The 25,699-nt window shown below is 37.9% G+C and carries 22 protein-coding genes, 7 tRNA genes, 2 rRNA genes and 3 pseudogenes (1 of these 34 running past the window's edge); 19 read left to right on the top strand and 15 right to left on the bottom strand.

Annotation, left to right across the window (positions count from 1 at the left end; translation table 11 throughout):
* From HOO54_RS03160 to HOO54_RS03175, 4 genes are all read left to right on the top strand, one after another.
* Positions 1 to 21 (top strand): 23S ribosomal RNA (locus HOO54_RS03160) (it extends 2,911 nt beyond the left edge of the window).
* Positions 22 to 156: 135 nt separating this feature from the next.
* A 5S ribosomal RNA gene (gene rrf / locus HOO54_RS03165) occupies positions 157 to 272 on the top strand.
* 48 nt (positions 273 to 320) lie between these two features.
* Positions 321 to 395 (top strand) — tRNA-Asn (locus HOO54_RS03170).
* A 2-nt stretch (positions 396 to 397) separates the two neighbouring features.
* A tRNA-Thr gene (locus HOO54_RS03175) sits at positions 398 to 470 on the top strand.
* A 357-nt stretch (positions 471 to 827) separates the two neighbouring features.
* Here the strand turns inward: HOO54_RS03175 and HOO54_RS03180 are convergent.
* The 10 genes and pseudogenes from HOO54_RS03180 to HOO54_RS03220 all read right to left on the bottom strand — a co-directional run bounded on the left by HOO54_RS03180 (position 828) and on the right by HOO54_RS03220 (position 6,064).
* The gene (locus tag HOO54_RS03180; RefSeq protein ID WP_172291884.1) at positions 828 to 1,265 is read right to left on the bottom strand and encodes an SMI1/KNR4 family protein; all 438 of its coding nucleotides are present in this window, start codon (positions 1,263 to 1,265) and stop codon (positions 828 to 830) included.
* A 3-nt stretch (positions 1,266 to 1,268) separates the two neighbouring features.
* Positions 1,269 to 1,583: pseudogene (locus HOO54_RS24035) on the bottom strand (T7SS effector LXG polymorphic toxin); the annotation flags it as partial.
* On the bottom strand, positions 1,574 to 2,095 hold the full coding sequence (locus HOO54_RS03185) for a hypothetical protein (protein ID WP_172291882.1): 522 nt from the start codon (positions 2,093 to 2,095) through the stop codon (positions 1,574 to 1,576). The pseudogene HOO54_RS24035 and the gene HOO54_RS03185, both read right to left, overlap by 10 nt.
* A 68-nt stretch (positions 2,096 to 2,163) precedes the next feature.
* The gene (locus HOO54_RS03190) at positions 2,164 to 2,532 is read right to left on the bottom strand and encodes a hypothetical protein (RefSeq protein WP_172291880.1); all 369 of its coding nucleotides are present in this window, start codon (positions 2,530 to 2,532) and stop codon (positions 2,164 to 2,166) included.
* Positions 2,533 to 2,944: 412 nt separating this feature from the next.
* Positions 2,945 to 3,202: pseudogene (locus tag HOO54_RS03195) on the bottom strand (contact-dependent growth inhibition system immunity protein); the annotation flags it as partial.
* Positions 3,203 to 3,270: 68 nt separating this feature from the next.
* Positions 3,271 to 3,594, bottom strand: a complete 324-nt coding sequence (locus HOO54_RS03200; RefSeq protein WP_172291878.1) for a hypothetical protein — start codon at positions 3,592 to 3,594, stop codon at positions 3,271 to 3,273.
* A 4-nt stretch (positions 3,595 to 3,598) separates the two neighbouring features.
* Positions 3,599 to 4,204 (bottom strand): EndoU domain-containing protein, encoded by a 606-nt coding sequence (locus HOO54_RS03205; protein WP_216664687.1) that lies wholly within the window; start codon positions 4,202 to 4,204, stop codon positions 3,599 to 3,601.
* Positions 4,205 to 4,236: 32 nt separating this feature from the next.
* Positions 4,237 to 4,869, bottom strand: a complete 633-nt coding sequence (locus HOO54_RS03210; protein WP_172291876.1) for a hypothetical protein — start codon at positions 4,867 to 4,869, stop codon at positions 4,237 to 4,239.
* A gap of 292 nt (positions 4,870 to 5,161) precedes the next feature.
* Complete coding sequence (locus tag HOO54_RS03215) at positions 5,162 to 5,320, bottom strand: hypothetical protein (RefSeq protein ID WP_172291874.1); 159 nt, start codon at positions 5,318 to 5,320, stop codon at positions 5,162 to 5,164.
* A gap of 444 nt (positions 5,321 to 5,764) precedes the next feature.
* Positions 5,765 to 6,064 carry a hypothetical protein gene (locus HOO54_RS03220; protein WP_172291872.1) on the bottom strand — a complete coding sequence of 100 codons (300 nt, stop codon included), beginning with the start codon at positions 6,062 to 6,064 and terminating at the stop codon, positions 5,765 to 5,767.
* A 703-nt stretch (positions 6,065 to 6,767) separates the two neighbouring features.
* On the opposite strand from HOO54_RS03220, the gene HOO54_RS03225 reads away from it, so the two are divergent.
* Positions 6,768 to 7,676 carry a VanW family protein gene (locus tag HOO54_RS03225; protein WP_172291870.1) on the top strand — a complete coding sequence of 303 codons (909 nt, stop codon included), beginning with the start codon at positions 6,768 to 6,770 and terminating at the stop codon, positions 7,674 to 7,676.
* A gap of 191 nt (positions 7,677 to 7,867) precedes the next feature.
* On the opposite strand, the gene HOO54_RS03230 is transcribed toward HOO54_RS03225, so the two are convergent.
* Positions 7,868 to 9,034, bottom strand: coding sequence for a serine hydrolase domain-containing protein (locus tag HOO54_RS03230; RefSeq protein ID WP_172291868.1), 1,167 nt, complete (start codon positions 9,032 to 9,034; stop codon positions 7,868 to 7,870).
* 436 nt (positions 9,035 to 9,470) lie between these two features.
* Between HOO54_RS03230 and HOO54_RS25080 the strand changes: the two are divergent.
* Positions 9,471 to 9,569, top strand: a pseudogene (locus tag HOO54_RS25080) (hypothetical protein); the annotation flags it as partial.
* Between the two features lie 87 nt (positions 9,570 to 9,656).
* On the opposite strand, the gene HOO54_RS03240 reads toward HOO54_RS25080, so the two are convergent.
* The 4 genes from HOO54_RS03240 to HOO54_RS03255 form a co-directional block, all read right to left on the bottom strand.
* Positions 9,657 to 10,871, bottom strand: coding sequence for an exo-beta-N-acetylmuramidase NamZ family protein (locus tag HOO54_RS03240; RefSeq protein ID WP_172291866.1), 1,215 nt, complete (start codon positions 10,869 to 10,871; stop codon positions 9,657 to 9,659).
* Positions 10,871 to 12,781 (bottom strand): glycoside hydrolase family 3 protein, encoded by a 1,911-nt coding sequence (locus HOO54_RS03245; RefSeq protein ID WP_172291864.1) that lies wholly within the window; start codon positions 12,779 to 12,781, stop codon positions 10,871 to 10,873. The genes HOO54_RS03240 and HOO54_RS03245 overlap by 1 nt, the downstream gene beginning before the upstream one ends.
* 15 nt (positions 12,782 to 12,796) lie before the next feature.
* Positions 12,797 to 14,134, bottom strand: coding sequence for a penicillin binding protein PBP4B (gene pbp4b, locus HOO54_RS03250; protein ID WP_172291862.1), 1,338 nt, complete (start codon positions 14,132 to 14,134; stop codon positions 12,797 to 12,799).
* Positions 14,135 to 14,592: 458 nt separating this feature from the next.
* Positions 14,593 to 15,069, bottom strand: coding sequence for a 2-thiouracil desulfurase family protein (locus tag HOO54_RS03255; RefSeq protein WP_172291860.1), 477 nt, complete (start codon positions 15,067 to 15,069; stop codon positions 14,593 to 14,595).
* 180 nt (positions 15,070 to 15,249) lie between these two features.
* Between HOO54_RS03255 and HOO54_RS03260 the strand changes: the two genes are divergently transcribed.
* The 13 genes from HOO54_RS03260 (at position 15,250) to HOO54_RS03320 (ending at position 25,594) form a co-directional block, all read left to right on the top strand.
* Positions 15,250 to 15,324, top strand: a tRNA-Glu gene (locus HOO54_RS03260).
* A 153-nt stretch (positions 15,325 to 15,477) separates the two neighbouring features.
* Positions 15,478 to 15,553 (top strand) — tRNA-Val (locus tag HOO54_RS03265).
* A 44-nt stretch (positions 15,554 to 15,597) separates the two neighbouring features.
* Positions 15,598 to 15,670: transfer RNA gene (locus tag HOO54_RS03270), tRNA-Thr, on the top strand.
* A 10-nt stretch (positions 15,671 to 15,680) separates the two neighbouring features.
* Positions 15,681 to 15,765, top strand: a tRNA-Tyr gene (locus tag HOO54_RS03275).
* A 4-nt stretch (positions 15,766 to 15,769) separates the two neighbouring features.
* Positions 15,770 to 15,841 (top strand) — tRNA-Gln (locus tag HOO54_RS03280).
* Positions 15,842 to 16,166: 325 nt separating this feature from the next.
* A complete protein-coding gene (gene sigW / locus HOO54_RS03285; RefSeq protein WP_172291858.1) occupies positions 16,167 to 16,730 on the top strand; it encodes an RNA polymerase sigma factor SigW in 564 nt (187 codons plus the stop codon).
* 13 nt (positions 16,731 to 16,743) lie between these two features.
* Positions 16,744 to 17,382 carry an anti-sigma-W factor RsiW gene (gene rsiW / locus HOO54_RS03290; RefSeq protein WP_172291856.1) on the top strand — a complete coding sequence of 213 codons (639 nt, stop codon included), beginning with the start codon at positions 16,744 to 16,746 and terminating at the stop codon, positions 17,380 to 17,382.
* A gap of 136 nt (positions 17,383 to 17,518) precedes the next feature.
* Positions 17,519 to 18,340, top strand: a complete 822-nt coding sequence (gene cdaA / locus HOO54_RS03295; protein WP_172291854.1) for a diadenylate cyclase CdaA — start codon at positions 17,519 to 17,521, stop codon at positions 18,338 to 18,340.
* Complete coding sequence (locus HOO54_RS03300) at positions 18,333 to 19,655, top strand: CdaR family protein (RefSeq protein ID WP_172291853.1); 1,323 nt, start codon at positions 18,333 to 18,335, stop codon at positions 19,653 to 19,655. Before cdaA ends, HOO54_RS03300 begins: the two co-directional genes overlap by 8 nt.
* A gap of 20 nt (positions 19,656 to 19,675) precedes the next feature.
* Positions 19,676 to 21,019, top strand: a complete 1,344-nt coding sequence (gene glmM, locus HOO54_RS03305) for a phosphoglucosamine mutase (RefSeq protein WP_172291852.1) — start codon at positions 19,676 to 19,678, stop codon at positions 21,017 to 21,019.
* A 429-nt stretch (positions 21,020 to 21,448) separates the two neighbouring features.
* The gene (gene glmS, locus HOO54_RS03310; protein WP_172291851.1) at positions 21,449 to 23,251 is read left to right on the top strand and encodes a glutamine--fructose-6-phosphate transaminase (isomerizing); all 1,803 of its coding nucleotides are present in this window, start codon (positions 21,449 to 21,451) and stop codon (positions 23,249 to 23,251) included.
* A gap of 745 nt (positions 23,252 to 23,996) precedes the next feature.
* Positions 23,997 to 24,455: a PH domain-containing protein gene (locus HOO54_RS03315; RefSeq protein ID WP_172292544.1), complete on the top strand. Its 459-nt coding sequence runs from the start codon at positions 23,997 to 23,999 to the stop codon at positions 24,453 to 24,455.
* Positions 24,456 to 24,907: 452 nt separating this feature from the next.
* Positions 24,908 to 25,594 carry a DUF4386 domain-containing protein gene (locus HOO54_RS03320; protein WP_172292546.1) on the top strand — a complete coding sequence of 229 codons (687 nt, stop codon included), beginning with the start codon at positions 24,908 to 24,910 and terminating at the stop codon, positions 25,592 to 25,594.
* Positions 25,595 to 25,699: the final 105 nt, after the last annotated feature.

Raw genomic sequence — 25,699 nt, forward strand, 5'->3', positions numbered from 1 at the left:
ATCGATCGAGGACTTAACCTAAAATGATTTGTGAATGGTTTATAACGCGTTATCTAGTTTTGAGAGAATACTCTCAAGAAGCCAAAGGCAAGGAAACTCGGCTAATGACTCACCTCTGTGAGGAACGCCCAGTACCTACGTCCTGTAGGCAATTTGTTTGGTGGCGATAGCGAAGAGGTCACACCCGTTCCCATGCCGAACACGGAAGTTAAGCTCTTCAGCGCCGATGGTAGTTGGGGGTTTCCCCCTGTGAGAGTAGGACGCCGCCAAGCTGAATTTTTTAATATCTTTACCTTGCATGAAACGAAGCAATTCTTTATTCCGCAGTAGCTCAGTGGTAGAGCAATCGGCTGTTAACCGATCGGTCGTAGGTTCGAGTCCTACCTGCGGAGCCAATGCTTCCATAGCTCAGCAGGTAGAGCACTTCCATGGTAAGGAAGAGGTCAGCGGTTCGAGCCCGCTTGGAAGCTTACATGAATATGTTGAGATGACAAGGTTTCTCGATGATGAGAAAGCTTTTTTTGTTTATATAAGATTTTTCAGCTGACCAAATAACTGACCAAACACTTTTCTTATTTTTAAAAATGCATCTCCGGCATCTTTATTGAGCTCTTTAGTAACATGAGTATATAAATTCATTGTTGTGGAAGATTGTAACTATTGCTAGAACTGGACAGTCTAATCATAATGGTTGTTTATATGAAAAAAGGTCTCAAAAGGGTCTTTTTTATGTTAAGAACCTTGAAAGACATATAGCCAATCAAGGTTAAGAGTTTATTTATTTCATGAAAAGAACAATAGATGTTTTAACTATACAGATTCTAGTTTTATTCTAGATCAATATAATAGCTATCATCTTCCATAATTTTAATCAAAAACTCTTCTAAAGAATCAGCTATTTTTATTTCGTCGTAATAAATTGAATTATTTTTTTCTTCACCTAATTCTATTAGTAACAGGGCACTTTCATTTGCTTCAAAAAAAATCAACTTATCTTCTTCAAGTTCTTCATAAACTTCTATATCTGGATAAAACTCAAAATCATTAATTTTTAATCTAGCATCTCTTATAGAAGCTGGTCCCATAATACGATTGATATTGTACTCAGATTTTTTTCTTAAAAAACCATAACCAACTTCAATAAAGAATTCTCTTAAATCATAAGGAAGTTTTAGTCCTAGAATTGATTCAGTTTCTTCAATTTCTTTTTCGCTTACTGGGTAAAACTGATTACCGGCTTGGTTTTTAATAAAGTCATATTTCATAAATTACTTACCTCCTTTAAACAGCTTATTAGCTGGTGATCCAGTACCATGAATACCGGATTGATGTTCATTCGGAAATCTTGCAGGGTGTATGTTCCACCATTCATGTTCTCCCTGAAAACTATTTTCAATTATATGATGGGCATCATAATTATCACCTTTTCTTCGAATTGGTTCACCTGTCTTTTCTGAAATAATGTCTTCAGAATAAGTCGGCCATTGCTGACCAGTCTTTTTTTCCCACTCTTCAATTAGTTTATTTTTAACTTTGTTGAATGCTCGTCTATGTTTTCTAGTTTCAGAAGGAGTTAATTTTCTTTATTAAGATCGATTGTCTTCAAATTAGGATCGCTAATATCGGTTTCTAACCTACTGCTATGAAAATCAATCCAATTATTGAGAACAAAAGCAGCACTACCACAACTCAAAGCCCTGTCGCTATCAAATCTTAATTTCCCACCTCTTTCAAAAAATATAATAATAGGTTCATAAATATTTGCTACTTTTAAAGCTTCCGATAAGCCTTTTTCAACAATATATGCTGTCTCTAAATAATCTCTACATATTTTATAGTGTATTGAGTTGTCAATATCAGGAAAACCTTTATCCACAACCCTATCGATTTCTAGCAACAAATCATTGTTTTCAATATTTAGGACTTTTAGCGGACTTCCTATTGGACTTTGATTAGAAGTATAAGGCTTTGTAAAAATAGCCATTCTTCTCAAATATTCGGCCAACAGAACTGAATGTGATTCTTTGGGCTTTTCTTCAATATTCCAGTCTATTTCATTTATTCTTTGTACCGCACTACTAAAAGACAATATCATATTCATCACCTTTTTTGATTTTATAAAATGACGAACTTTCCTCCTTATATCCAGGAAATGTTCCAAATTCAGGTTGTGGCAACAGCATTATCATGTGCACCAGGAGGCTTTGATTTCCAGCTTTTTGACTCGAAATCCCAAGAGTCTGGATGTCTATAGTATTCTTTTCCAGAATCCATTCGGACTTTTTCATCCAATTCATGTGCTTTTAACTGTTGAAACCATTTTTTCTGATCAGGAGTTAGTTCTCCTTTCAGAGCTTTATGAAAAGCATATACTACTTCAGGATCAGGTGTTAATCTAGTATTATAAAAGTATAAACCTTTCTCATCGTAAGCTGGAAGATCATATTTATTAAGAAAAAGATGTGATTTTAAATCTGTTGCCTCCTGTAACTTCAAACCAGTATTCTTAGCAAAGTCCTCTATATTTTTCAAACCTGTACTTCTTATTTCTTCAGCTTTTTTTTCAGCAGCAATATCAATCTTAAATTTAATTTCTTCTTCAGGAGGATTACCATACCTCTTCGTATCTTCCCCCGCACCCTTACTTCCATTGTCAACATCTTTCTTTTTCGGCTTAGAAGACTCATGAGGACGCTTGCCAGAAACTGTTCCAGCATCTTTAGTAGACTCGTGAGGCTTATCAACCTTTTGAACAGGCTCGTGTGGTTTTGATTTTGATTGATGGGGAGTTTTGGGATCTCCGTCACCATGCTTGCCTTTTTGAACATTTTTGCCTTCGTGTTTTTGGTCTGGTTGTGGATGCGGTTGCTCGGAAAGCTACTTGGACAAGATTGTTTGCATAAAAACAGACCCTTCTTCTCGATAGAGGGGTCCTCAAAAGTATTTAAATAGATTGTTTTATTTGTTCGATTACACTTTTTAACCATTGTATAGGAGTTAAATCCATGGCATGAAAGTAAATTTCAGCGTTCGATTTAATAAAGTTTTCTTTTTCTTGATTGGATATGTTGCTATTTAAAAAACTTTCTGCACAGTAAATTAATATTTGCATCCAATCTTTACTTTGCCTATTAATATAATCTTGTAAAGCTTGTTCTGGAGATTCTATATCTTGATGGAAATTGCTACCTAAAAGATTACTTAATTCTTCAAAAGTATAATAATTATGTTACATTGAAATATTTAGGATTTTCTTATAAATTCGATAAACTAAAGATCATTTTTTTCAATCCATTTGTTTATTAGATTAAGCAACTCTCTTGTCTCAACACTTATTTCATTAGCTAATCCATCAGATACAAATTCTGTACTTATTTTAGTGAATTCTAGTGAAATTTCCAAAGCACATATGTTTCCATAAATTTCTTCGAAGTTACTTTCCCCATTTATTACCTTTTCTATATATTCTTTGAAAATGGCTTCTCCAAACGCTGCCATGTCTTCAAACATTAACTCAATTAGTTTAAACTCACTAGTAAACTTCGGTATATAGAAACCCTCGTTTTCTAGTTTAAAAGTGTACTCTATCTTCATTATTTCACCTCATATTTCTATTTGTATAAATTGGGAATGCAGTATCTACATGACCTCTATTATTTAACCACATTTTTACTTTCATTCTTGTTTCAGTTTTTCCCGTATACCAACCAGCACCATCAAAATCTACAGAATTTCTTGCATCTTTTATTGCATCCATAACGTCTACTCGATTCCAGTTCTTGGGGAAGAATGTAGAAAATTTCTTCTTTCCATTCATCTCTATTGTGGCTTTATATACTCCAAAATTATCAGGATCGCTTACATTTGATAAAGTAGCATCTGATATAATATTTGAATGGTGATATCCAGAAGGGTTACCCTTACCATTAATATTACCGTGGAATATATGCTTGGTAGCTTTATTAGAGAATATGGATTCACTTGTCCTCTCTGCAAAGAATTGTAAATCTAACTTTACAGCATATATTTGAGGATCATAAGCCTTCTTGATTTGATGAATGGGACCATGTCCATCCTTTTGTAAATTTTTCGCATTAATTGGGATTCCTTTTTTCACTAGGAACTGACGAGCACGAGTATTGGACATCTTTCCAGCCTTTGATAAAGTTTTAAAAACTTCTTTAACTTCTTTGACGTCCCTCACAACTTTTCCAGCGCCTTTTATTCCTTGTCTGACTATTTATTTTCCGGCATGCTTGCAAATCTCCCAGCTTTCGAAGCAATTGATGCACCCTTTGATGCTGCACCGGCACCACCTGATATAAATGTAGTGACGATATTTAATTTAAGATATTCAGCATAATGTGTCCTTGAATACAAATCTCCATGTACAAAGTTTTTATCCCATTTTTCTTTTACTTCATCCCAAGAAGCATTCCAGGCTTTTTTATAGTCGAATTCTATAACCGAGTTTGCAGTTCTAACGGGATGAAAGATAGCATTTCTTAAAAATTTATTTAATGCTGCAACACCGTGAAGAGTATCCATACAAAAATCCTCTTTAGCCGCTTCTTTTGCTTTTATGTAGTCGTATACAGGCCCTAAATATTTTTTACCTGCCTCATCTACAGGTGCTAAAACTTCTTTTAGTTTCTCATCTCCTTTTTCTATAAGATTTATAACACCGTCATCGATATCGTCTAACTTCTCTGATACATAATCAATAGGGCGTTCCCAGAAATTAACATCTTCTTCTTCAAGGGATTTAACATACTCCTGTTGTTCTGGTGAAAGGTTGTTATAACCAATTTCTTTAGCCATTTTAATATATTCATCAGGGTCAGATACATTTGCAAGCTTCTCTTGCAACTCTGCAATTCTGCGGGCTTCTGCTTGCTCTTTTTTGCATTAATATATGTAGTCGCTTGTTTGTCGGTTTTGATTGCTTCTTTATATAACTTATTCGAGTGAAAAGCCTTCTTATCAAAATACATAGGAGAAGCGCTTTTTCCATTACTTGTGGCTTCCATCAATGCTGAGAATTTTTTGGAGACACTTTCGGCTTCAGCCAATGCTTGTGTGTATTCGACTGTCAAAGATTGATTCAGATCTTCTACAGCATGAAACGCATTTTTCCGAGTTGTTTGCGATTTTGATATCTTCATTGTATAATAATAATTAGTCCACTTATCCGATCAACGATATCATTCACTCGGTTTATGATCCGATCCATGTTATTTTTGAGGGTATCGACGATTTGATCGGACTTTTTATCTGCATTTTTCAGTTCAGTTTTTAATTGTTTTTTCTTGTCCGCCATCACATTTTCATTTCAGATAGTTATTTTTAAACAACATCATAAAAATGGCAATCAGTTAAAATTTTATCATGTTAATGAAAAGGATGGCGGGAGGTTTTTTCATTCTAAGAAAATGAACCATTTGGATTAGGTAAAAAAACCTAACCATAATTGAGAAAGAATAATAGTTTTTAATTCTTTTTGACTTTAGTAGAGAGTAAGTAGCCCAATATTTCAGAGCCTCAAAAAAGAAGATGACTTATCAAAAAGATCTGTATGTTTGATTAATAAAGAGCATGTATCGAATACATGCTCTTTGTCTTTTCAATAATTTTATTCCACCATTAATCGCTTAAGATCCAATCCTGTCACTAAGAGGTGTGTTAATTGCCTGATTTCCTAAAGAAGAACTAAGAGTTCCTCCAACACCTAACGATACATTAGCGCAAATAAACAATTTAACTTTCATATAGATATCCCGCTCCTCTTAATCTGTCTTCTTGCTTTTACTGAAATGTCATAAAGCTCTAAAGAGTCACAAAACATTTCTCTTTTCTTCAAGATCTCTGCTGTAAGAATGCTGTAATTCTCCATGTCAGCATACATACCTTTATCTTCGAAGAACTTAAATGATTCTCGGATTAGATCTAGATCGTTTGCAAAGTAAAGCCCTTTAAGCAAGTTTAATTTTGCAACATAATCGAATTCATGCTTTTTTTCAGCTAGTTCTTTTCCTTCAAGATATAAGTCTCTGGCTAAAGTCATCTCATTCTTCTTTGCATTAACATGAGACAGATTAAATAAAGTTTTTGTTAAATGGGTGCAGCCTTCTTCCTTATACAATTTAAGGGATTTTTGTAGATGAACAGCTGATTTGTCAAGTTATTCAAGTTCATTATAGCATATTCCAAGATTCATGTGAGACATTCCAATTAAATATGTAGAATCAATGGTAATGGATTCCCTTAGAGCTTCATGTAGATAAGAAAAAACAACAGGAACTTACTGAATCTCGAAAACCGTTAAAGAACGTAGTTGGTTTTTGACCCGACACCTCTATATGCACTAGCAACCGCGCTAGGTGTTGCCTTTCGCTGGTTTACAATGGGTAAGTGGAAAACAATTATAGATTAATATTCAAATGAGAACCTTAAATAAAGTTTTAATAAAACAAAATTAACAAGTTTTCACTTCTTCAAGTATTGACAAGTTGTTTCCATAAAGGTAAAATATAATAGAACATACGTTCTTAAGGTTTTACCCCTCATACTTTGGCTTCCTTTGGGAGCCTTTTTTTATTATCTGCTATCATTAAATTTTTGTTCAACGCATTTACCCGCGCAATATTAACTGTAAACATCTTCTAATTAATCTTTACTGGCCGATCAATGAATCTTATTGAGTCGAAAGCAAGTCATACATGAAAGGGAGAGCCTCTGTTCAAACTAGGATGGGAGGTAAATTGATCATGATACATATATGGATAACAGGATTTTTATTATGGTCTCAAGTTGGCGCACTTTCTGATCAATTAACAATTACGCAACAAGGTCAGACAATTGCTACTGTAAATCGTGAAGATTTTATGATGTCTCCTTCTGGTACTCCAATCATCGACCAGGAAAAATATCGTAAGTTTATTGACCAACTTGACCAAAAAATATATCGGAACCCTGAAAACGCTATGATTAATCAAAGGGGAGAAATTACTCCAGGGCGGATCGGATATAAACTTTATCGGCAGGCGTTTAATGAGAAGTTTTATGCGTATTTCTTTGGCCGTGGTCCAGCACAGGTAGAAGTGCCGGAGTTAAATATTTATCCAAAAGTTGATAGTGAGTTACTCGCTCACATTCGGACACAGCGGATAGGTCAGTATGTGACTTATTTTAATTCTAACAACGAAAGCCGTTCACATAATATAGCGCTTGCTACAAAAGCAATTGATAATTATGTTATTTTTCCTAATGAAGTTTTTTCATTTAACAAAGTAGTTGGAATGAGAACCGAAGAAAAGGGATATATGCGAGCTCCTGTTATTGTTAGAGGTGAATTGTCTGAAGGAGTTGGTGGGGGCATTTGTCAAGTATCTTCAACACTATTTAATGCAGCCGATCGGGCAGGGCTTCATATCGTCCAGCGCTTTTCCCATAGTAGGCGTGTACCTTATGTACCACCTAAGCGAGATGCCACTGTCAGTTGGGAAGGACCCGACTTTCGTTTTCAAAACAGATATAACCAGCCGGTTTTGATTCGTGCTAAACAAAATAAAGGAAGTATGATCATTACAGTATACTCTTCTGATGTCATCAATCATGAGCAACGCCAAGTTCCGAAGGCCCCATCTCGGCTGCCAAAAGAGATAAACGCAGAATAATGGTGAAAATCATGTGACTCTGATAAAAAGTCTTGCTTGGTCAATACTTTTTAAACGTCAAAAAGGACGGAGCTGTCTAAAAAGTCCTTTTTCAACATAAATCAGGGGGAATTGCGAGACTCCCGCGGAAAGCGAGCAAATTCCCCAATTTTTATTCATCCACACGACTTTCAGGATAGCCCTTTTTTTCGTTAAGCTCCATTATTCAATATACCGTAAATATGGTTGTTCACAGCGCCAAATGATTTGATATTGTTTTGTATGTTGGAAAAAAGAATCACATATCTTTTTCCTGTTTGGCTGAAGTTGTTTAAAATATTATATCCAGGCATGACACCGTGACTCGAATAATTTCCGTATGCAATGTAAAAGCCCATGCCATATGTGGCGCGATATGGTGTAAACATTTTTCTAAAGCTTACATCGGAAATAATGGTCCTTTCAAATAGTGCTTTATCAAATAAATACATATCATAAGCGGTCATATACATATCGCCTGCCCCGTAAAGCTGTGATAAATCAGGCATATAAGGAGTAGATAGTTTTTGTAACGGGCTAAATTTATAGCCTATTGATGTTCGAGCTTGTTTAGCAAATGTTTGATAAAATCCTGCGTGTTTCATGCCGGCAGGTTTAAAAATGTGTTCGTCAATATAATGGTCAATTGGTTCACCGCTCAGTTTAGAAACAATGTAGGCCAGTACAGAATAGTTAGAGTCTTTATATTTCCATATTCCTGGTGGATTCACCACACCGCGATTTTTAATGTCTTTCATAAGGTTTTCCGGTGAAATGTATCCTTTAGTTTCTTTGTGACCTTTAATTCCTGATGTGTGTGTCAATAGGTTATATAAAGTAATATTCGATCCATTTGGAAAGTCGGCAATGTATGTAGAAACAGGGTCGTTTACTGACAGTAGACCTTTTTCTTCAAGTTGGAGAACAGCAGTTGCAATAATTGATTTTTGTGCAGAACCAATATAAAAAACGGTATCAGTTGTATTCAGCACCTTGTTCTTACGGTCTGCGTATGAATAGCCCTTGCTGGTAACAATTTTTCCTTTATCCACGATCAGTGCTGTACCGCTGAAGCCGATGCTTTTCAAATACTGATCGACTTGTTTATTTTCGTTTTTCGTCAGAATACTGCTCTGTTTTTTTTGCTGATGTTTCTTTTTCTTTTCGAGTTTAGTTGGTTTTTCAGATGCCTGCAAGTGATTTTCTTGGTGTTGATATAAATTTGCTGGGACAATAACATAAAAAGCCACACAAGCAAGAAATAAAGCGGTTAATATTAGCCGTCGTCTTATTTTTTTATGTTTTTGTTTAGTCGTTCGTGTACTGTATGATCTGGACATGGCGGTACTCCTTCTAAATGATGTGACGTATTTACTGACGCATGACCCCCTTAAAAAGTTTCTTCCAATTAGAAATAATTTCATACATCAACCAATTAGTTAAATTATTCCATTCATTTTTGTTGTACTGAGTTTGTCCTATACGTGTATTTATTTCTTTTAAACCATCTAAATAGATTAGTTGATTCTAGCATTATTTATTTCGCTACACTCTATATTAGATATCGTTCTTTCACCATTGTTCAGTCAGCGCTTTTCTCAGCAAATTGGCATCTTGGGAAATCTAGCGGTTTCGCCCGATTTTGAGAAAAAATAAGCTTGCCACCTTATTCGGGCAAGCGAGAAAAGAAGGAGACTTGATGATGTTAGCGATTTTCTGTTATCATCATGACCCTCATTTCTGTGGTGCTCTTTTGTTCTTTAATAGCTTACTTCACTCGTTTACATGCTTGGTGTTGATGTAATGAAGTTTGTGATGGCTGCGCTTTGTGGAATCGGGTTATTAACATGCTTACAATCATTGCTGTTATTGTTGTCATCAGTGTAGTTCGTGGAACGATGCCATCATGTAGGTATCGGTGTTATATTTCGATCATCTACAACATCCTGAAAAGCTTGATATTTAATAAAGCAAATATTTCTTTCTGACTTTCATAAACTGATTTTTCTCGGCATCCATTATTTTGAACATTTCGTTAGTTGCTGTGCCTTTTTCAATCATTGCTTTCATCCAGCTATTGCCAACGAGACGATTAAAGCTACCTGAGGATAGGAACTTAAAGTGATCCGGATAAAGATCGTGTATCGTTTTAATAATGGTGATGCCGGTTTTGACAGGCTGAAATGTGAATCTGTCTGTTACATAAAGCTCAACACCGTGGCACAATTGATGGTGGTATTTTGAAAATGTTGGTGTAAACGATGCAGCTCTGAATCGAACGCCTGGTCGTTTTAAACTGTTCAATTTTTCGGCGAGATCTGTGCTATTGATGTAAGGTGCACCGATCAATTCAAATGGTTTTGTTGTCCCTCTTCCTTCAGAAATATTTGTTCCTTCAAGTAAGCCTGTGCCTGGGTAGACAATGCTTGTATCAGGAGTCGGCATGTTTGGTGAAGGGAGGACGAAAGGAAGTTCTGTATCTTCAAAAAACATTTGTCGTTTCCAGCCCTTCATTTTAATGACGGTTAAGTCAGCACCAATCTTGAATTCTCGATTAAAAAGTTTTGCCAATTCACCGGTTGTCATGCCATGTACTAAAGGTATCGGATATCTTCCAACAAAAGACGAATAGTCAGGATCAAGGACAGGACCTTCCACTTTTTTTCCGCTTTGTGGATTAGGTCGGTCCAGGACAACAAAGGGAATGTTGTTTTCCTTTGCTGCTTCCATTGCATATGCCATTGTGTAAATGTAAGTGTAAAAACGTGTTCCCACATCTTGAATATCAAAGAGAAGAACATCAATATGCTGGAGCATTTCTCCTGTCGGCTTTTTTGTCTTACCATAAAGGCTGTAAACAGGCAGACCGGTTTTTTCATCAATGTATGAGTCGACTTGATCACCTGCTTGTGTATCGCCTCTAACACCGTGCTCAGGTCCAAAAAGTGCGGCAAGCTTAATATGTGGATCTTGATGGAGTAAATCAATGCTACTTGTCAGGTGAGAATCAACACCAGTAGGATTTGTAATCAGTCCGATCCTTTTATTGGTTAATAAACGTTTGTTGTTCATGAGCATTTCAATGCCTGGTGAGACTTTTTGGTCTGGGCAGACTGCTCCTGTCAATGTGCCAATAACAACAATTCCTGTCAACAACCACAGTGGTTTTTTTCTCATCAGTTTCCCTCCTGACTAAGCGGCTTGCCTGTTTTCATATTTAATCCATAGCCGTATTGATAGAGGATTTGACCTGGATGTGTGACTGAAGGGATATCAACTGGTAATCGCCCTTTCGGTTTTGCTTTTCCGAAGATGACTTCCACTCCGGCCGGAATATTCGGCTGCCTGAAACGTCCGTCAGTATAGCCTTTAAAGCCATATACTGCAATCACCGCTTGAGCTTCTTCAAAATTTGCTGTGTCATAAGGATTGCGAAGACTCATTAAAACAAACTTTTTCCGATTTAACTGTGCATATTTCATGGCGGCTCGAGGGAAAATGGTCGCCCATTTGTTTGAATCATGATGGGTGGTTTCCTCATTTAAGACTGGGTCGTTTTTGACGATATATGATCCCGTAATAACATAATCAGCTTGATCAATTTGTTTTTCGATTGCTTTGTTAAATCTTTTTTTTGCAAAATGATATTCCTTTATAACTGCTTTTCTGTTGATCCTTCTGATCGTTTTTTTGATCGCTTTTGTTTGTTCTTCAAAAGGTGCAAGAACTAAAATGGTGTCCCCTTTTTTCGGATTAAATGGCAGTGTTTTGTGTTTGTTTTTTAAAACGGTCACACCTTCTCGTGCCATTTTCATTTCTTGTTTCAAATGCTTATGGTTTCCGACTGTTTTTAAAGCGCGTTTGATTTTTTTACGAATTGATGTAGAATCATCATTCAAAATTCCGCGCTTCATTTTTGCTGTCAGGATTCGCTCGACCGATTGATTGATCTGCTTGATGGGTATCTCCCCTTGTTTGACGGCATGAAGGAGGGACTGAAACACAGTTGCTAAGTTTTTTTCTGTTTTAAGGGATGTCACTTTCGCTGGCATAAGTGCGATATCTACACCTGCCTGAATAGCCATAATAACGGCTTTTTCTTGACCAAAATGATCTGAAATGGCTTTCATGTTTAAAGCGTCTGTTACGACAATACCATCAAATCCAAGCTTTTTCCGTAAAAGGTCTGTGATCACTTTTTTAGAAAGTGTTGCGGGAACAATGATGTCTTGCCCATCTTTGATGCTTTTGTAAGTTGTGTCATCAAAGGCAGGGAATTGGACGTGTGCTGTCATGATCATGTCAATTCCCGCATTAATGGCTTGTTGAAAAGGATAAAGTTCGATACGATTGAGTCGATCGCGGTCATGCGGAACAAGCGGCAGACCTAAATGGCTATCAACACTTGTATCACCGTGTCCAGGGAAATGTTTTGCTGTCGCTATGATCTGTTCCTTCTGTAGTCCTTTCATCGTCTTAATACCTAGCTGAGCCGCTAATTCAGGTTTTGAACTGTAGGAACGAATCCCGATCACCGGATTATTGGGATTGTTGTTTACATCAAGTACCGGACTAAAGTTAACATTGATACCTAATGCAGATAATTCTTTCCCAATCAGTTTTCCTGATCGATAAGCATTTTTTCGGCTTCTTGAAGCGCCAAGTGCCATATTTCCAGGTAAGTTTGTACCTGACTCCAAACGTGTGACAATCCCGCCTTCTTGATCAATCGCTATGAAAAGCGGGAGCTTTCGACTTGCCTTTTGCAGACCATTTGTTAAGTGAACCGTTTGTTCAGTGCCGGTAACATTTTCTGCAAAGAGAATAACACCGCCTAGATGATATTGTTGAATGATACTGGCTACTTCGTTATTCATTTTAGTTAACCCTGAAGGCTTAGACTCCTCTTTTTTTTGCCAATTTCTAAAATCCAACATCAACATTTGACCAAGTTTTTCTTCAAGTGACATACATTTGACCATTTGCTTGATCGTCTGTTTTTTTGCATCAGCCTGTTCAGCACTTGGTGCTAATGTGAGAGAAAATAGCAATGTAGTGATCAGGATGTAACGAAAAACTATTTTCATATGAAAAGTCGCCTCCTATTGATGATTCAGTGCTTCATAAATAGTGGTCATCACACTTCCGTATTTACCTGTTGCAAATCCATCACCTTCAAATTGATTCGGGTTTTTCTCAGGAGCGATGACTGGCGAATGTTTTTTATTGGTCAGTAAAACAATCCCTAATTGATAGGCCGGATCAATCAGTGTAATTGTTCCCGTCGAACCGGTATGTCCGTATGCTTGTTTACTCGCATGTTTTCCGAACATCCATTTCACATCATGATTTCGATTCAATCGCCAGCCTAAACCATATGTGTCATAGGCGGGTTTTGTGAACTGTTGAATAATCGCGTTGCTAAAGAACTGGTGAGACCCATAACCGCCGCCATTCAACATGACTTGAAGTAGTACAGCCATATCTTCAGTTGTTGAGAATAAACCCGCATGACCTGAAATACCTGCCATTGAATAAAAAGCTTTTTCATCATGAACTTCGCCTTGTAACGTATATCTCCTCACATGAGGAAACGAAACAATTCCATCACGTGTATTTCCAACCCGTTCAGTGGCTGCAAAATGACGTGGTTTAAAGCCTTTCTGCAAAGGGTTAAACATCGTATGGTTGAGACCGAGTGGTTTGTAAAACTGTTGTTCAACATATCTGTCCAACCGTTGGTTCGTGATGTTTTCGATGATTAGCCCCAACAGCATGTAATCGATATCACTGTAAACTTGTTTTGTTCCGGGTTTGTATGCAAGTGGTGTTTTTGCCAGGAATGCTAATGTCCTTTCCCGTTCTTGAGAATAAAGTTGCCCCGCTCTTTTCGGATCATAGTAACTCCAACTTGCTGGAAGTCCGGCTCTATGTTGAAGTAAGTCACGAACACGAAGCTGTTTTTTTCCTTTGATGGTGTCTTTCGGAGCATCTTTAAACTCTGGAATATAATGTGAGACTTTTGCATCTAGATTAAGCTTGCCGCAGTTTGTTAAATGTTGCAGAGCAAAGTTGACAGCATACATTTTTGTATTGGAAGCAAGATCAAACATTGTATCAGCCTTCATTTTTTTCGGGTGTTTTAACAGGTTGAGTTGATTGTATTTTTTCTTATAGCCATAAACCTCTTTTTTTACAATCATGCCATCTTTGATCACGATTAATGTAGCACCGGGAAATCCTGCTTGAATATCTTTTTCAATCAACCGGTCAACTTTCTCTAGTTTTTCTGCTGAAAATCCAGCATCTTCAGGGGTTTTTGCATGTTTTAAGACAGGGAATGTTTGTTGTTGATCTGCGATTTTCGCAGAAGAGGTGGAAGGGTATATCATTGTAATGGATAACAAGGCTGTAAGCATGGAAATCACGCGTTTCTTCATGGTGTTGCTCCTTTCTGCAAATAAATGTTAATGGTAATTTTAAACAAACGTTTAATTAAATTCAACTACCATATCATTTTTCAAGCATGCATTAGGATTAACGGTATAGGAGAGGGATAAACCAATTCAATGATTTGCAGAGGGACTTCATAAAGGAAATGTGGCTTATTAAATTCTAGTTCTTTATGTATTATGGACAATTATTGTTAGGTGCAGTTGATGACAATATTATTTAAGTTTTTTTTTATTATTATAATTCTTTCAGGCCTAGAAATATGCTTTGTTTTATTGGAGCACTCCTAGCTGTATTTTGAAAAATTAGATCCATCATGAAACAGCTCAAGGAAAGTTCGCAGATGGCATAATGGCTTGGACTGTTTTGTATGGAGTTTTTCCGCTTGCCACAACCCCAATGACAGTATCTCAAACTTTCCTTGATAAATTTTAATTGCACAGCGTTATTTAGAAGCATTGTTTTCTTTAAGTTCATTTATTTGCTGTTCAGAAATGACTCGAAGGCCTTCTCTTTTAAGTAGGGCTGCTGTGATCCCGTTTCCGATTATTTTGCTGCCAGAAAAACTTCCATCATATATATAATTGCTGCCACAGGAAGGGCTGTTTTCTTTTAACACAACGGTATCCGCTTGAATATCTCTAGCTAGTTCAAGTGTTTTATAAGCACCTCTTAAATAGAGCTCTGTTACATCTTCTCCAGACTTTGTGATAATGACACCATTGCCATTTAACACATCTTCACCCGTTTTTCCATCTGCAATTTCCGCAGGCTCTCTAGGAGTTTGAAAACCGCCGAGCAATTCAGGACAGGCTGTCACTGCTTTATTTTCCTTTATCAGTTTGTTTATTTTTTCGACATTGCAATGGGTTCCGTTATATCGGCACTCAATCCCTGCTAAACAAGAGCTGACTAATATCATCTATGTTTACTCCTCTCAAAAAATAGATACTTATATTGTAAACAAAAACATTGGTCATGATTAAAAACATCAGTCGAAAATTTTGAAAATAAAAATTTTAAATTATCTCTTTACAAATAGGGGTCAACCTGTATATAATAATTTTTGTCAGCTTTGAGAAATTGCTGATATGTTTGATCAGGCCCGTTGGTCAAGCGGTTAAGACACCGCCCTTTCACGGCGGTAACACGGGTTCGAATCCCGTACGGGTCACCATTTTAGGACAGCATTTTAAGCAGGCATGCACTCGTCTTCAAATGCAGGGTATGACATCTGTTATGATGCGTACTTGTGCTTTAAAAGAAAAGGAAGGCATGCTAAGTGCGCAACGTCCTGTTGCAACGCATGCACTCGCACGTCCTGTGCTTCGGAGGATTAGCTCAGCTGGGAGAGCATCTGCCTTACAAGCAGAGGGTCGGCGGTTCGAGCCCGTCATCCTCCACCATTTTCCTGGAACACTTTTGTTGTTTCAGCATAAGGTATCAATATGCCGGTCTAGCTCAATTGGTAGAGCAACTGACTTGTAATCAGTAGGTTGGGGGTTCAAGTCCTCTGGCCGGCACTGTTTTATCGGAGGGGTAGCGAAGTGGCTAAACGCGGCGGACTGTAAATCCGCTCCCTCAGGGTTCGGCGGTTCGAATCCGTCCCCCTCCACCATTTTTGGGCTATAGCCAAGCGGTAAGGCAACGGACTTTGACTCCGTCATGCGTTGGTTCGAATCCAGCTAGCCCAGTTTTTGGACATCCTGTAATAGGGTGTCTTTTTTGTTGTGATTTTGATTAATATGATTGAACGTTTTACAAATATAGTGCGAATGGTTGACCTCGCCTTGATATAAAATCGTTAGGCTATAGAAAGTTTGAAATCGGTTTATCAAAAGTTTCAGTTTCGAAATATTCATTGAGATAAATAAATTTAAACTAATATTAAGGATTAAACCGTTTTTAGCTATCTACACCTTTCTAATATTTTGATAAACTATTTTTATGAATTTAATGAAACCTTTTAAATTTCAATTCGTATGTTTAAAGACCGGTGAAGGCAGAGGTTAGATAAATATGGAAATGATGATAAAAAAAAGAATTAAACAAGTCAAAAAGGGCGATCGTAATGCATTTGCAGACATCGTAGACATTTACAAAGACAAAATTTATCAGCTTTGCTACCGTATGCTCGGTAATGCCCATGAGGCGGAAGATATTGCGCAGGAAGCATTTATTCGGGCGTACGTTAATATCAATAGCTTTGATATTAACCGGAAATTTTCAACATGGCTTTACCGAATTGCGACCAATTTAACGATTGACCGAATTCGCAAAAAAAAGCCGGATTATTATTTGGATGCAGAAGTGGCAGGAACAGAGGGGCTGACTATGTATTCTCAAGTAGCGGCAGATGTTGCGCTTCCAGAGGAAGAACTCCTTTCTTTGGAGCTGCACAGTACGATTCAGGAAAAAATCTTAAGGCTTCCCGATAAATACAGGACTGTCATCGTATTAAAGTACATTGATGAGCTTTCCCTTGTTGAAATCAGTGAGATATTAAATATTCCCGTAGGTACAGTGAAAACGAGAATACACAGAGGAAGAGAGGCTCTCAGAAAACAATTAAGGGATCTTTAAGTGGGGTGATGAAATGAGCTGTCCGGAGCACATTGTTCAGCTTATCCATAAATATCTTGATGGGGATATTCCTTCGGAAGATGAATCGAGATTAAAAAAGCACATACAATCATGTGAAGGCTGCAGAAAACATCTTCACGAAATGGAAAAATCCATCGCTCTTGTGCAAAGCACGTCACATCTTACAGCTCCGGTAAACTTTACGGCGGACGTATTGGCAAATCTGCCAAAGGAAAAACGGACGGTTTCCATTAATCGATGGCTGAAAACTCATCCGTTTATCGTTGCAGCAGCTATTTTCATTTTATTAATGGGAGGTAGCTTTCTTTCAAGTTGGAAAAGTGACCAAGACTTCAGTGTGTCAAATAACTCCAATCTAGTTGTGGAAAACAACACGGTTACCGTACCTGAAGGCAAAGTTGTAAAAGGAGATGTAACCGTAAAAAACGGAAAGCTTATTATTAAAGGTAAAATCGATGGAGATGTAACCATTGTCAATGGGGAACAATACACAGCTTCAGCTGGTCAAGTTACAGGTCAGATTCACGAAATAAATGAGGCATTTGACTGGATCTGGTACAAAGTAAAATCAACTGGAAAGACGATTTTTGGTTTGGATCATTCCAATGACGAAGAGCAAAGTGGACAATAGGGGCTTTGCTCTTTTCGTGCGGAAGGCGGCTGTTTCACTTGGGAAAACAAATTGTGATATAATCGTTCTGTATATAAAATAATATAACTTAAACATATACATTTAAATCATGACTGAGATCTTGGAGGACGAGGAAATGGCTTTTGAGGATATCCCTTTCTTACAGTACCTCGGCGATGCCGTTGATATTCTCCTTGTTTGGTATGTTATATATAAATTAATGATGGTTATCCGCGGAACAAAGGCGGTTCAGCTGTTAAAGGGAATCGTGGTCATCGTTCTTGTCCGGCTGGCCAGTCAATATTTCGGCTTAAACACGCTACAATGGCTGGTCGATCAGGCTATTACATGGGGTTTTTTGGCGATTATCATTATTTTTCAGCCTGAACTAAGAAGAGCGCTTGAGCAGCTGGGGCGAGGGAGGTTTTTTTCCCGTACCGGAAACCCTGAAGAGGAACAACAGCAGCAGGTCATTGATGCCATTACAAAATCGATGCATTATATGGCAAAACGGAGGATTGGAGCGCTTTTAACGATTGAACGAGAAACCGGAATGGGTGATTATATAGAAACTGGGATTCCTTTGAATGCAAAGGTTAGCTCTGAACTATTAATTAACATTTTTATTCCGAATACACCGCTTCATGACGGAGCTGTTATTATGAAACATAATGAAGTTGCTGCCGCGGCTTGTTACCTGCCTCTTTCTGAAAGCCCGTTTATTTCTAAAGAGCTTGGCACAAGACATAGAGCAGCGGTAGGGATCAGTGAAGTGACAGACAGTTTGACGATTGTTGTATCTGAAGAAACTGGAGGCATCAGTGTCGCAAAGAACGGTAGCCTTCATCGCGGTTTATCGGAAGAGGATTTGAAAGATATGCTCACAGCGGAATTTAAGAAAAATTCCCGGGAAACTTCCTCAATTCGCTGGTATTGGAGGGGGAAGAAGAATGGATAAGTTCTTAAAAAATCCTTGGGCTGTTAAAGTTGTTGCATTACTATTTGCTTTTCTTCTTTACTTTGCAGTCCATAGTGCACAAGTGCCGACTCCGAAAAAACCAATGGATTGGCTTTTTCCGATATCCACTACAGATGAAGTAACGTTGACTGACATCCCGGTGAAAACTTATTATGATGATGAAAATTATGTTGTTACTGGCGTTCCGCAAAGTGTGAACGTTACAATCAAAGGACCGACGGGTACTGTAAAGAAAGTAAGGCAAGTGAAAGACTTTGAAATTTATGTAGATATGCAACATTTGAAAACAGGAAGACATAAAGTGGAATTAAAAGCAAGAAATGTTACTGAGGGGGTTAGTATTTCGATTAATCCTTCGGTAGCAACCGTAACAATTGAAGAGAAAATAACGAAGGAATTCCCGGTTGAGGTTGAGTTTTACAATAAGAATAAAATGAAAGAAGGCTTTACACCAGAACAACCGATTATCAATCCGAAAAATGTCAGTGTAACAGGGTCAAAAACTGTCATTGACCGAATTGAAAATATTAAGGCAATGGTTAATTTGGAAGGTGTAGATCAGACGATTGAAAAAGAAACAAAACTGACCGTTTATGATAGTGATGGAAATGTCCTTCCGCTGGGGGTCTCCCCGTCTGTCGTCAAAATCACTGTTCCGGTGACAAGTCCAAGTAAAAAGGTTCCGCTCAAGCTTGAGCGGAAAGGAAAGCTTCCTAGCGGGGTTAGCATTTCAAGCTTGGATACGAGTCCGGGAGAAGTGACCGTTTACGGTCCCAAAAACGTGCTTGACTCGTTAGAATTTATTGACGGCGCTAAAATTGATTTAAGTAAAATTAAAGATAACACTGAATTGGAAGTTGATGTTCCAGTGCCAAAGGGTGCTCATAAGGTGTCACCTGAAAAAGTAAAAGTAAAAGTCAAAGTAGATAAAGAAGAAGAGAACACGATAAAAAACGTAGCAATTAAAACCGTAGGACTGAATGATACTCGAACTCTCGAGTTTCTCGATCCAAAAACGGGAAAGCTTGACATTACGGCAAAGGGATCTGAGGCTGAACTAGCCAAACTTCAGTCGTCAGACATAGAACTTTATGTCAATGTGGCGGATTTAAATGATGGAGTACACCGCGTTAAACTTGAAGTAAATGGACCGCAGAATATTACATGGTCACTGCCGAAAAATGTCAAAGTGAGAATTTCTTCTAAAACATCTCAAAAAGAAAGTGACACAGATGATCAGGATGACACAAAAAAAGATCAAGATCATTCTGAAACAGATTCACAATCTTCATGAATCAAAAAGGAGCGATATGAATGGGCAAGTATTTTGGAACAGACGGTGTGAGAGGTGTGGCAAACAGTGAACTTACACCGGAACTGGCCTTTAAAGTCGGAAGGTTTGGTGGTTATGTCCTTACAAAGGATAAAAAACGTCCCAAGGTATTAATCGGCCGTGATACACGCATTTCCGGACATATGCTAGAAGGAGCCTTAGTTGCCGGTCTCTTGTCAATTGGAGCGGAAGTCATGCGGTTAGGCGTTATTTCAACACCTGGAGTAGCGTATTTAACAAAAGCAATGGATGCGGAAGCGGGCGTGATGATTTCAGCGTCTCACAATCCTGTTGAAGACAACGGAATCAAATTTTTTGGTGGTGACGGTTTTAAACTGTCTGATGAGCAAGAGCTTGAAATCGAGCAATTGATGGACCAGGCGGAAGATAACCTGCCAAGACCTGTTGGAAGTGACCTTGGGATGGTGAATGACTACTTTGAAGGCGGACAAAAGTATTTGCAATTCTTAAAGCAAACTGCTGATGAGGATTTCACAGGTATTCATATCGCCCTTGATTGTGCACATGGAGCGACTTCACCGCTAGCAACGCACCTGTTTGCTGATCTTGATGCGGATGTTTCAACAATGGGGACATCACCAAATGGATTAAATATCAATGATAGAGTTGGCTCAACACATCCTGAAGCTCTTTCAGCATTTGTAAAAGAAAAAGGAGCAGAGGTTGGGTTGGCATTTGATGGTGATGGAGATCGTTTAATTGCTGTTGATGAAAAGGGAGAAATCGTTGACGGTGATCAAATTATGTATATATGTGCGAAGTACCTGAAACATGAAGGACGTTTGACTGATGATACGGTTGTTTCTACTGTTATGAGTAACCTCGGTTTTTATAAAGCGCTTGGTGCGGAAGGAATAAAAAGTGTTCAAACGGCTGTCGGTGACCGCTATGTTGTTGAAGCAATGAAAAGAGACGGCTATAATTTGGGCGGTGAACAATCAGGACACTTAATTTTTCTTGATTACAATACAACAGGTGACGGTTTGCTTTCAGCGATTATGCTGTTGAATACAATGAAAATGACGGGAAAACCATTATCCGAGCTTGCTGCAGAAATGCAGAAATTCCCGCAACTTTTGATCAATGTTAAAGTAACAGATAAGTATAAAGTGACAGACAACGAAAAAGTGAAAGCAGTGATCAAACAAGTCGAACAAGACATGAATGGTGACGGTCGGATCCTTGTGCGCCCATCAGGTACAGAACCGCTTGTTCGTGTGATGGCTGAAGCAAGAACGAAAGAACTTTGCGATGAATATGTCAGCCGCATTGTTGAGGTTGTCAAAACAGAGATGGGAGCATAAGTTTTAACCATTTAAGAAAGATCGATGAACAAGACATGCTGAACGAACATATGTTAAAGAGAATCGATTTTCAAACTGAAAAAATTGTTTGACGGTTCTTTTTCTGTGTAGTAAAATCAGCTTGTCTTGTTTTATTTTAAGAGGAAAGGTGGATAGCGGTTTAAATCAATAATGATAGCGCCCGAACTAAGCTGAACGGACAACAAGCTTAGTTGACGAGGATGGAGGTTATCGAATATTCGGCGGATGCCTCCCGGCTGACCACTAAAGATCACAGCCGCAAGGATTTTCTTAAACCAAAGAGGTGACTCTTTGAACAAAGGAAAATGACATGATCTTCCATCAAACATGTAGGAGGGGACGAAGATGTCCCCATCTTAAAGCTGGCCTTCTTCGTCTCCTTCCTGCAAACTCAGGAGGAAGAGAAATATGTGTGGTATTGTAGGTTATATTGGACAGCTTGATGCAAAAGAGATTTTATTAAAAGGGTTAGAAAAATTAGAGTACCGCGGGTATGATTCAGCAGGGATTGCGATTGCGAATGAAGCTGGTGTCCATGTCTTTAAGGAAAAAGGCCGGATTGCCGATCTTCGTGCAGCAGTTGATGAATCAGTGATGTCACAAGCCGGAATTGGACACACACGCTGGGCAACTCATGGCGAACCAAGCCGTTTAAATGCTCATCCTCATCAAAGTGCATCAGGTCGTTTTACACTTGTTCATAACGGTGTTATCGAGAATTATGTTCAGCTGACACGCGAGCATTTACAAGATGTGGAACTGAAAAGTGATACCGATACAGAGGTTGTTGTTCAAGTGATTGAACAATTTGTCAATGAAGGTCTTGGAACAGAAGCAGCGTTCCGAAAAACGCTGATGCTCCTTAAAGGCTCTTATGCGATTGCCTTGTTCGACAATAACAACAAAGAAACAATCTATGTTGCGAAAAATAAAAGCCCATTGCTTGTCGGTCTTGGAGATACATTCAATGTTGTTGCATCAGATGCGATGGCAATGCTTCAAGTGACAAATGAATATGTGGAGCTTATGGACAAAGAGATGGTCATCGTCACTGACAAAAAAGTTGTGATTAAAAACTTTGATGGCGAAATCATGTCCCGTGCCTCTTATATTGCTGAGTTAGATGCAAGCGATATTGAAAAAGGCACATACCCTCACTACATGTTAAAAGAAATTGATGAACAGCCGCTCGTGATGCGGAAAATTATTCAAACATACCAAGATGAACATGGCAAATTATCCATACCAGGTGATATTGCAGATGCCGTTGCTAAAGCAGACCGCGTTTATATTATTGCGTGTGGCACCAGCTATCATGCGGGTCTTGTTGGCAAACAATTCATTGAATCATGGGCAAAAGTTCCGACTGAAGTCCATGTCGCAAGTGAATTCTCTTACAACATGCCATTGCTATCTCAGAAACCGCTGTTTATCTTTATTTCTCAAAGTGGTGAAACAGCAGACAGCCGGGCTGTCCTTGTACAGGTGAAAAAACTCGGCCACAAAGCACTGACACTTACAAATGTACCTGGATCAACACTTTCTCGTGAAGCTGATTACACATTGTTACTTTACGCAGGACCAGAGATTGCCGTTGCATCAACAAAAGCATACACAGCACAAATTGCAGTTCTTGGTATCTTAGCATCTGTTGCTGCGGAACGGAATGGTGCTGAGATCGGTTTTGATCTTGTTCATGAACTTGGTATTGTCGCAAATGCTATGGAAGTCCTTTGCGGTCAAAAAGATGAGTTAGAAATGATTGCTCGCGAATATCTGGCTGTCTCCAGAAATGCTTTCTTCATCGGGCGCGGTCTTGACTACTTCGTCTGTGTCGAAGGCGCCTTAAAACTGAAAGAGATTTCTTACATTCAGGCAGAAGGTTTTGCTGGCGGTGAATTAAAACACGGTACAATCGCCTTAATTGAAGAAGGAACACCGGTATTTGCATTGGCTACTCAAGAGCATGTCAACTTGAGCATTCGCGGAAATGTCAAAGAAGTGGCTGCCCGCGGCGCCAATACATGTGTGATTTCACTGAAAGGCTTAGAAGATGCAGGCGACAGATTCATACTTCCAGAAGTACACCCGGAACTTGCACCGCTTGCCTCAGTCATCCCGTTGCAGCTGATTGCTTACTACGCTGCTCTGCACCGCAGCTGTGATGTTGATAAGCCGCGGAACTTGGCGAAGAGTGTGACGGTGGAGTAGATTATTTGCTTTTTAGAAGAGTGTTGTTGATTTGAAATAAAGAAAACGTTGTGAAGCTTTGCCCCTTTGGATATGATTATCTAAAGGGGTGTTTTTATGTCTAAAAGAAAAAGAACATCTTAAATTGAAAAATGGATAAAGAAGGGCGAGTTAATCATTATTTTGCACCGAATTTGTTGAGCGATAATAAGCCGTAAGTTTATTCAAAACTCCTCAATTTCTTGATTGTTCTTGAATTCTGTTTTCATTACATTTAGCTGTGTTACAAAAATTCCACATCGATCCTTCCAGGTAGAGATAACCTATTGAGGCAGCCTTCTGATTAAATTTCTAAATAAGTATATTATTTATGCCCACAATCAATCCTTCTGAAGTTGAGCAGGAAACTAATCTGTTGTTCGGATTCCTAATAATTTTCAATGTGAAATTACTGAAGAAATAAGAATAAGATAATTTGGTATCAACTTGATGATATGGGTGTTGGTCATGGTTACTCGAAAAAAAGAAAGCAAATATTACAATTTACTACTGGATAGGAATAGTTCGGATAGCATCAATATTTGAACTTTCCCATTTACTTTCTCTATTTGGCGTATTAGATGAATTTAAACGGAATTTTAGGTATATGGTTTTGGTATTTGTATTGGGAATAAGGGTTGGAGTTCTCATATATGGCGGTAAATTTTCTTGACTAATACATGTTTAGTATTTTTGCACCTAATGATAGAGAAAAGGAGAGATAATATTGGTTTTTCCATCGAAAAAAAGCATTTGGATGTCTGTGGTTGTTTGGGCAATCATATTAGCTTGCATCTTGCCACCTATCCTATCCATTGACCCAATAGGAGTAATCATGTTACCTGAAATCCTTAATAATAAAGTAATAACAACAATAATATTGTTAATACCAGCAATTTATTTATTGTGGGTATGGTTTGGAACACGCTATGAAATTCAACAATCAACATTAAAAGTGCATTTTGGACCCTATAAAAAAATAATTGATATTTGTGCAATAAAGACGATCAGGCGGACAAAAAATCCATTTATTGCTCCTGCATTATCAGAAGATAGAATTGAAATCAATTATAATAAGTTTGAATCCATTCATATATCTCCAAAAGATAAAGGGGCGTTTGTAAGACAAATACTCAAAGTAAATCCTCATATACAAGTCGATAGTAAGTCTAGCCTGCTGAGTTAATATTAGTTTTATACGTACAGATAATTTTGATGTGACTTGGAGACTTTCTCTTTCATCCAAAATAATAACAAGGAGGGTAGTGTCCATGAATGAAAATGGGGGGATTTGCTCACTTTCCGCGAGCCTCCTCGGAGCGCGTTCCTTGCTTCTGCTGGGTCTAGCCTGGCTCGCTGTTCCGCAGGAGTCTCGCAATGCACCCTGATCCAAGTATAACAACCTTGTTCTTCCCTCTAGTCAAGTGTTTTTAAAGAAATTTTATTGGAATATGTTGTCCGAATACCCTCTCATCACATAACATTAAAATGTTGCATAACAAAACTATGAATGAGAAATAAGTTGTTTTAAATTCTGAAAATTACGAAACTATTGCCTGCAGCTAACGTATATAATATAAAGGGAAAAACAAAATTTCTGAGTGATATAAGATATAAAACTATGAGGAGGATTGAAGGATGACTACCAATAGAAAAACAGCCATAACATTTGGAGTACTCATCATCTTAGGAATAGTTTTTGGCATATTCTCATCGGTTCCAGCTTTAGAGCAACCCGATTACCTTATAAAATTATCATCGATTAAAATGCAAGTATTGATTGCTGTATTTTGTCAATTTATGATGGCCGCTGTATATGTATGTATTGCGGTACTCTTATATCCAATCATTAAGAAATATAATGAAAAATTGGCACTTGGTTATTTCGGATTTAGAATGATTGGAGCAGCCATTCTTTTTATTGGAATAGCTTCTCTTCTGCTACTATTATTCATAAGTGAACGTTTTGTAATAGAGGGTCAGCCAAGTTCATCCTATTTCCAAACTATGGGGGAATTACTTAGGGTAGGTAGAGATTTGATGAATCATATTGTAATGATACTACCGTGGAGTTTAGGTGGTTTAATACTATATTTTTGCTTTTTTCAAATGAAACTTATTCCAAAGTGGCTATCAGTTTGGGGCATGATTGGCTCTATCCTTACTCTAATAGCAACATTGCTGTTGATGTTTGACTTAATTAAAATAGTAACACCCATTTACTTTATTATGAATACACCGACAGCTATATTTGAGTTGGTTCTGGCTGTTTATCTGATGATTAAAAGCTTCAATCCAATTGTTGATGATTCAAATGATACATGAGATAAATATGTAAATGTGGTCGCCCAAGCACTTCCGATCCAATACTTATCCTTTATGCTGCTTTGCGGTCTAGAGCAGCTCCCCTGTTATAAAATGAACCCATTA

Origin of the sequence: Bacillus sp. WMMC1349, from assembly GCF_013155385.1 — a bacterium.
Lineage (GTDB): Bacteria > Bacillota > Bacilli > Bacillales > Bacillaceae > Bacillus.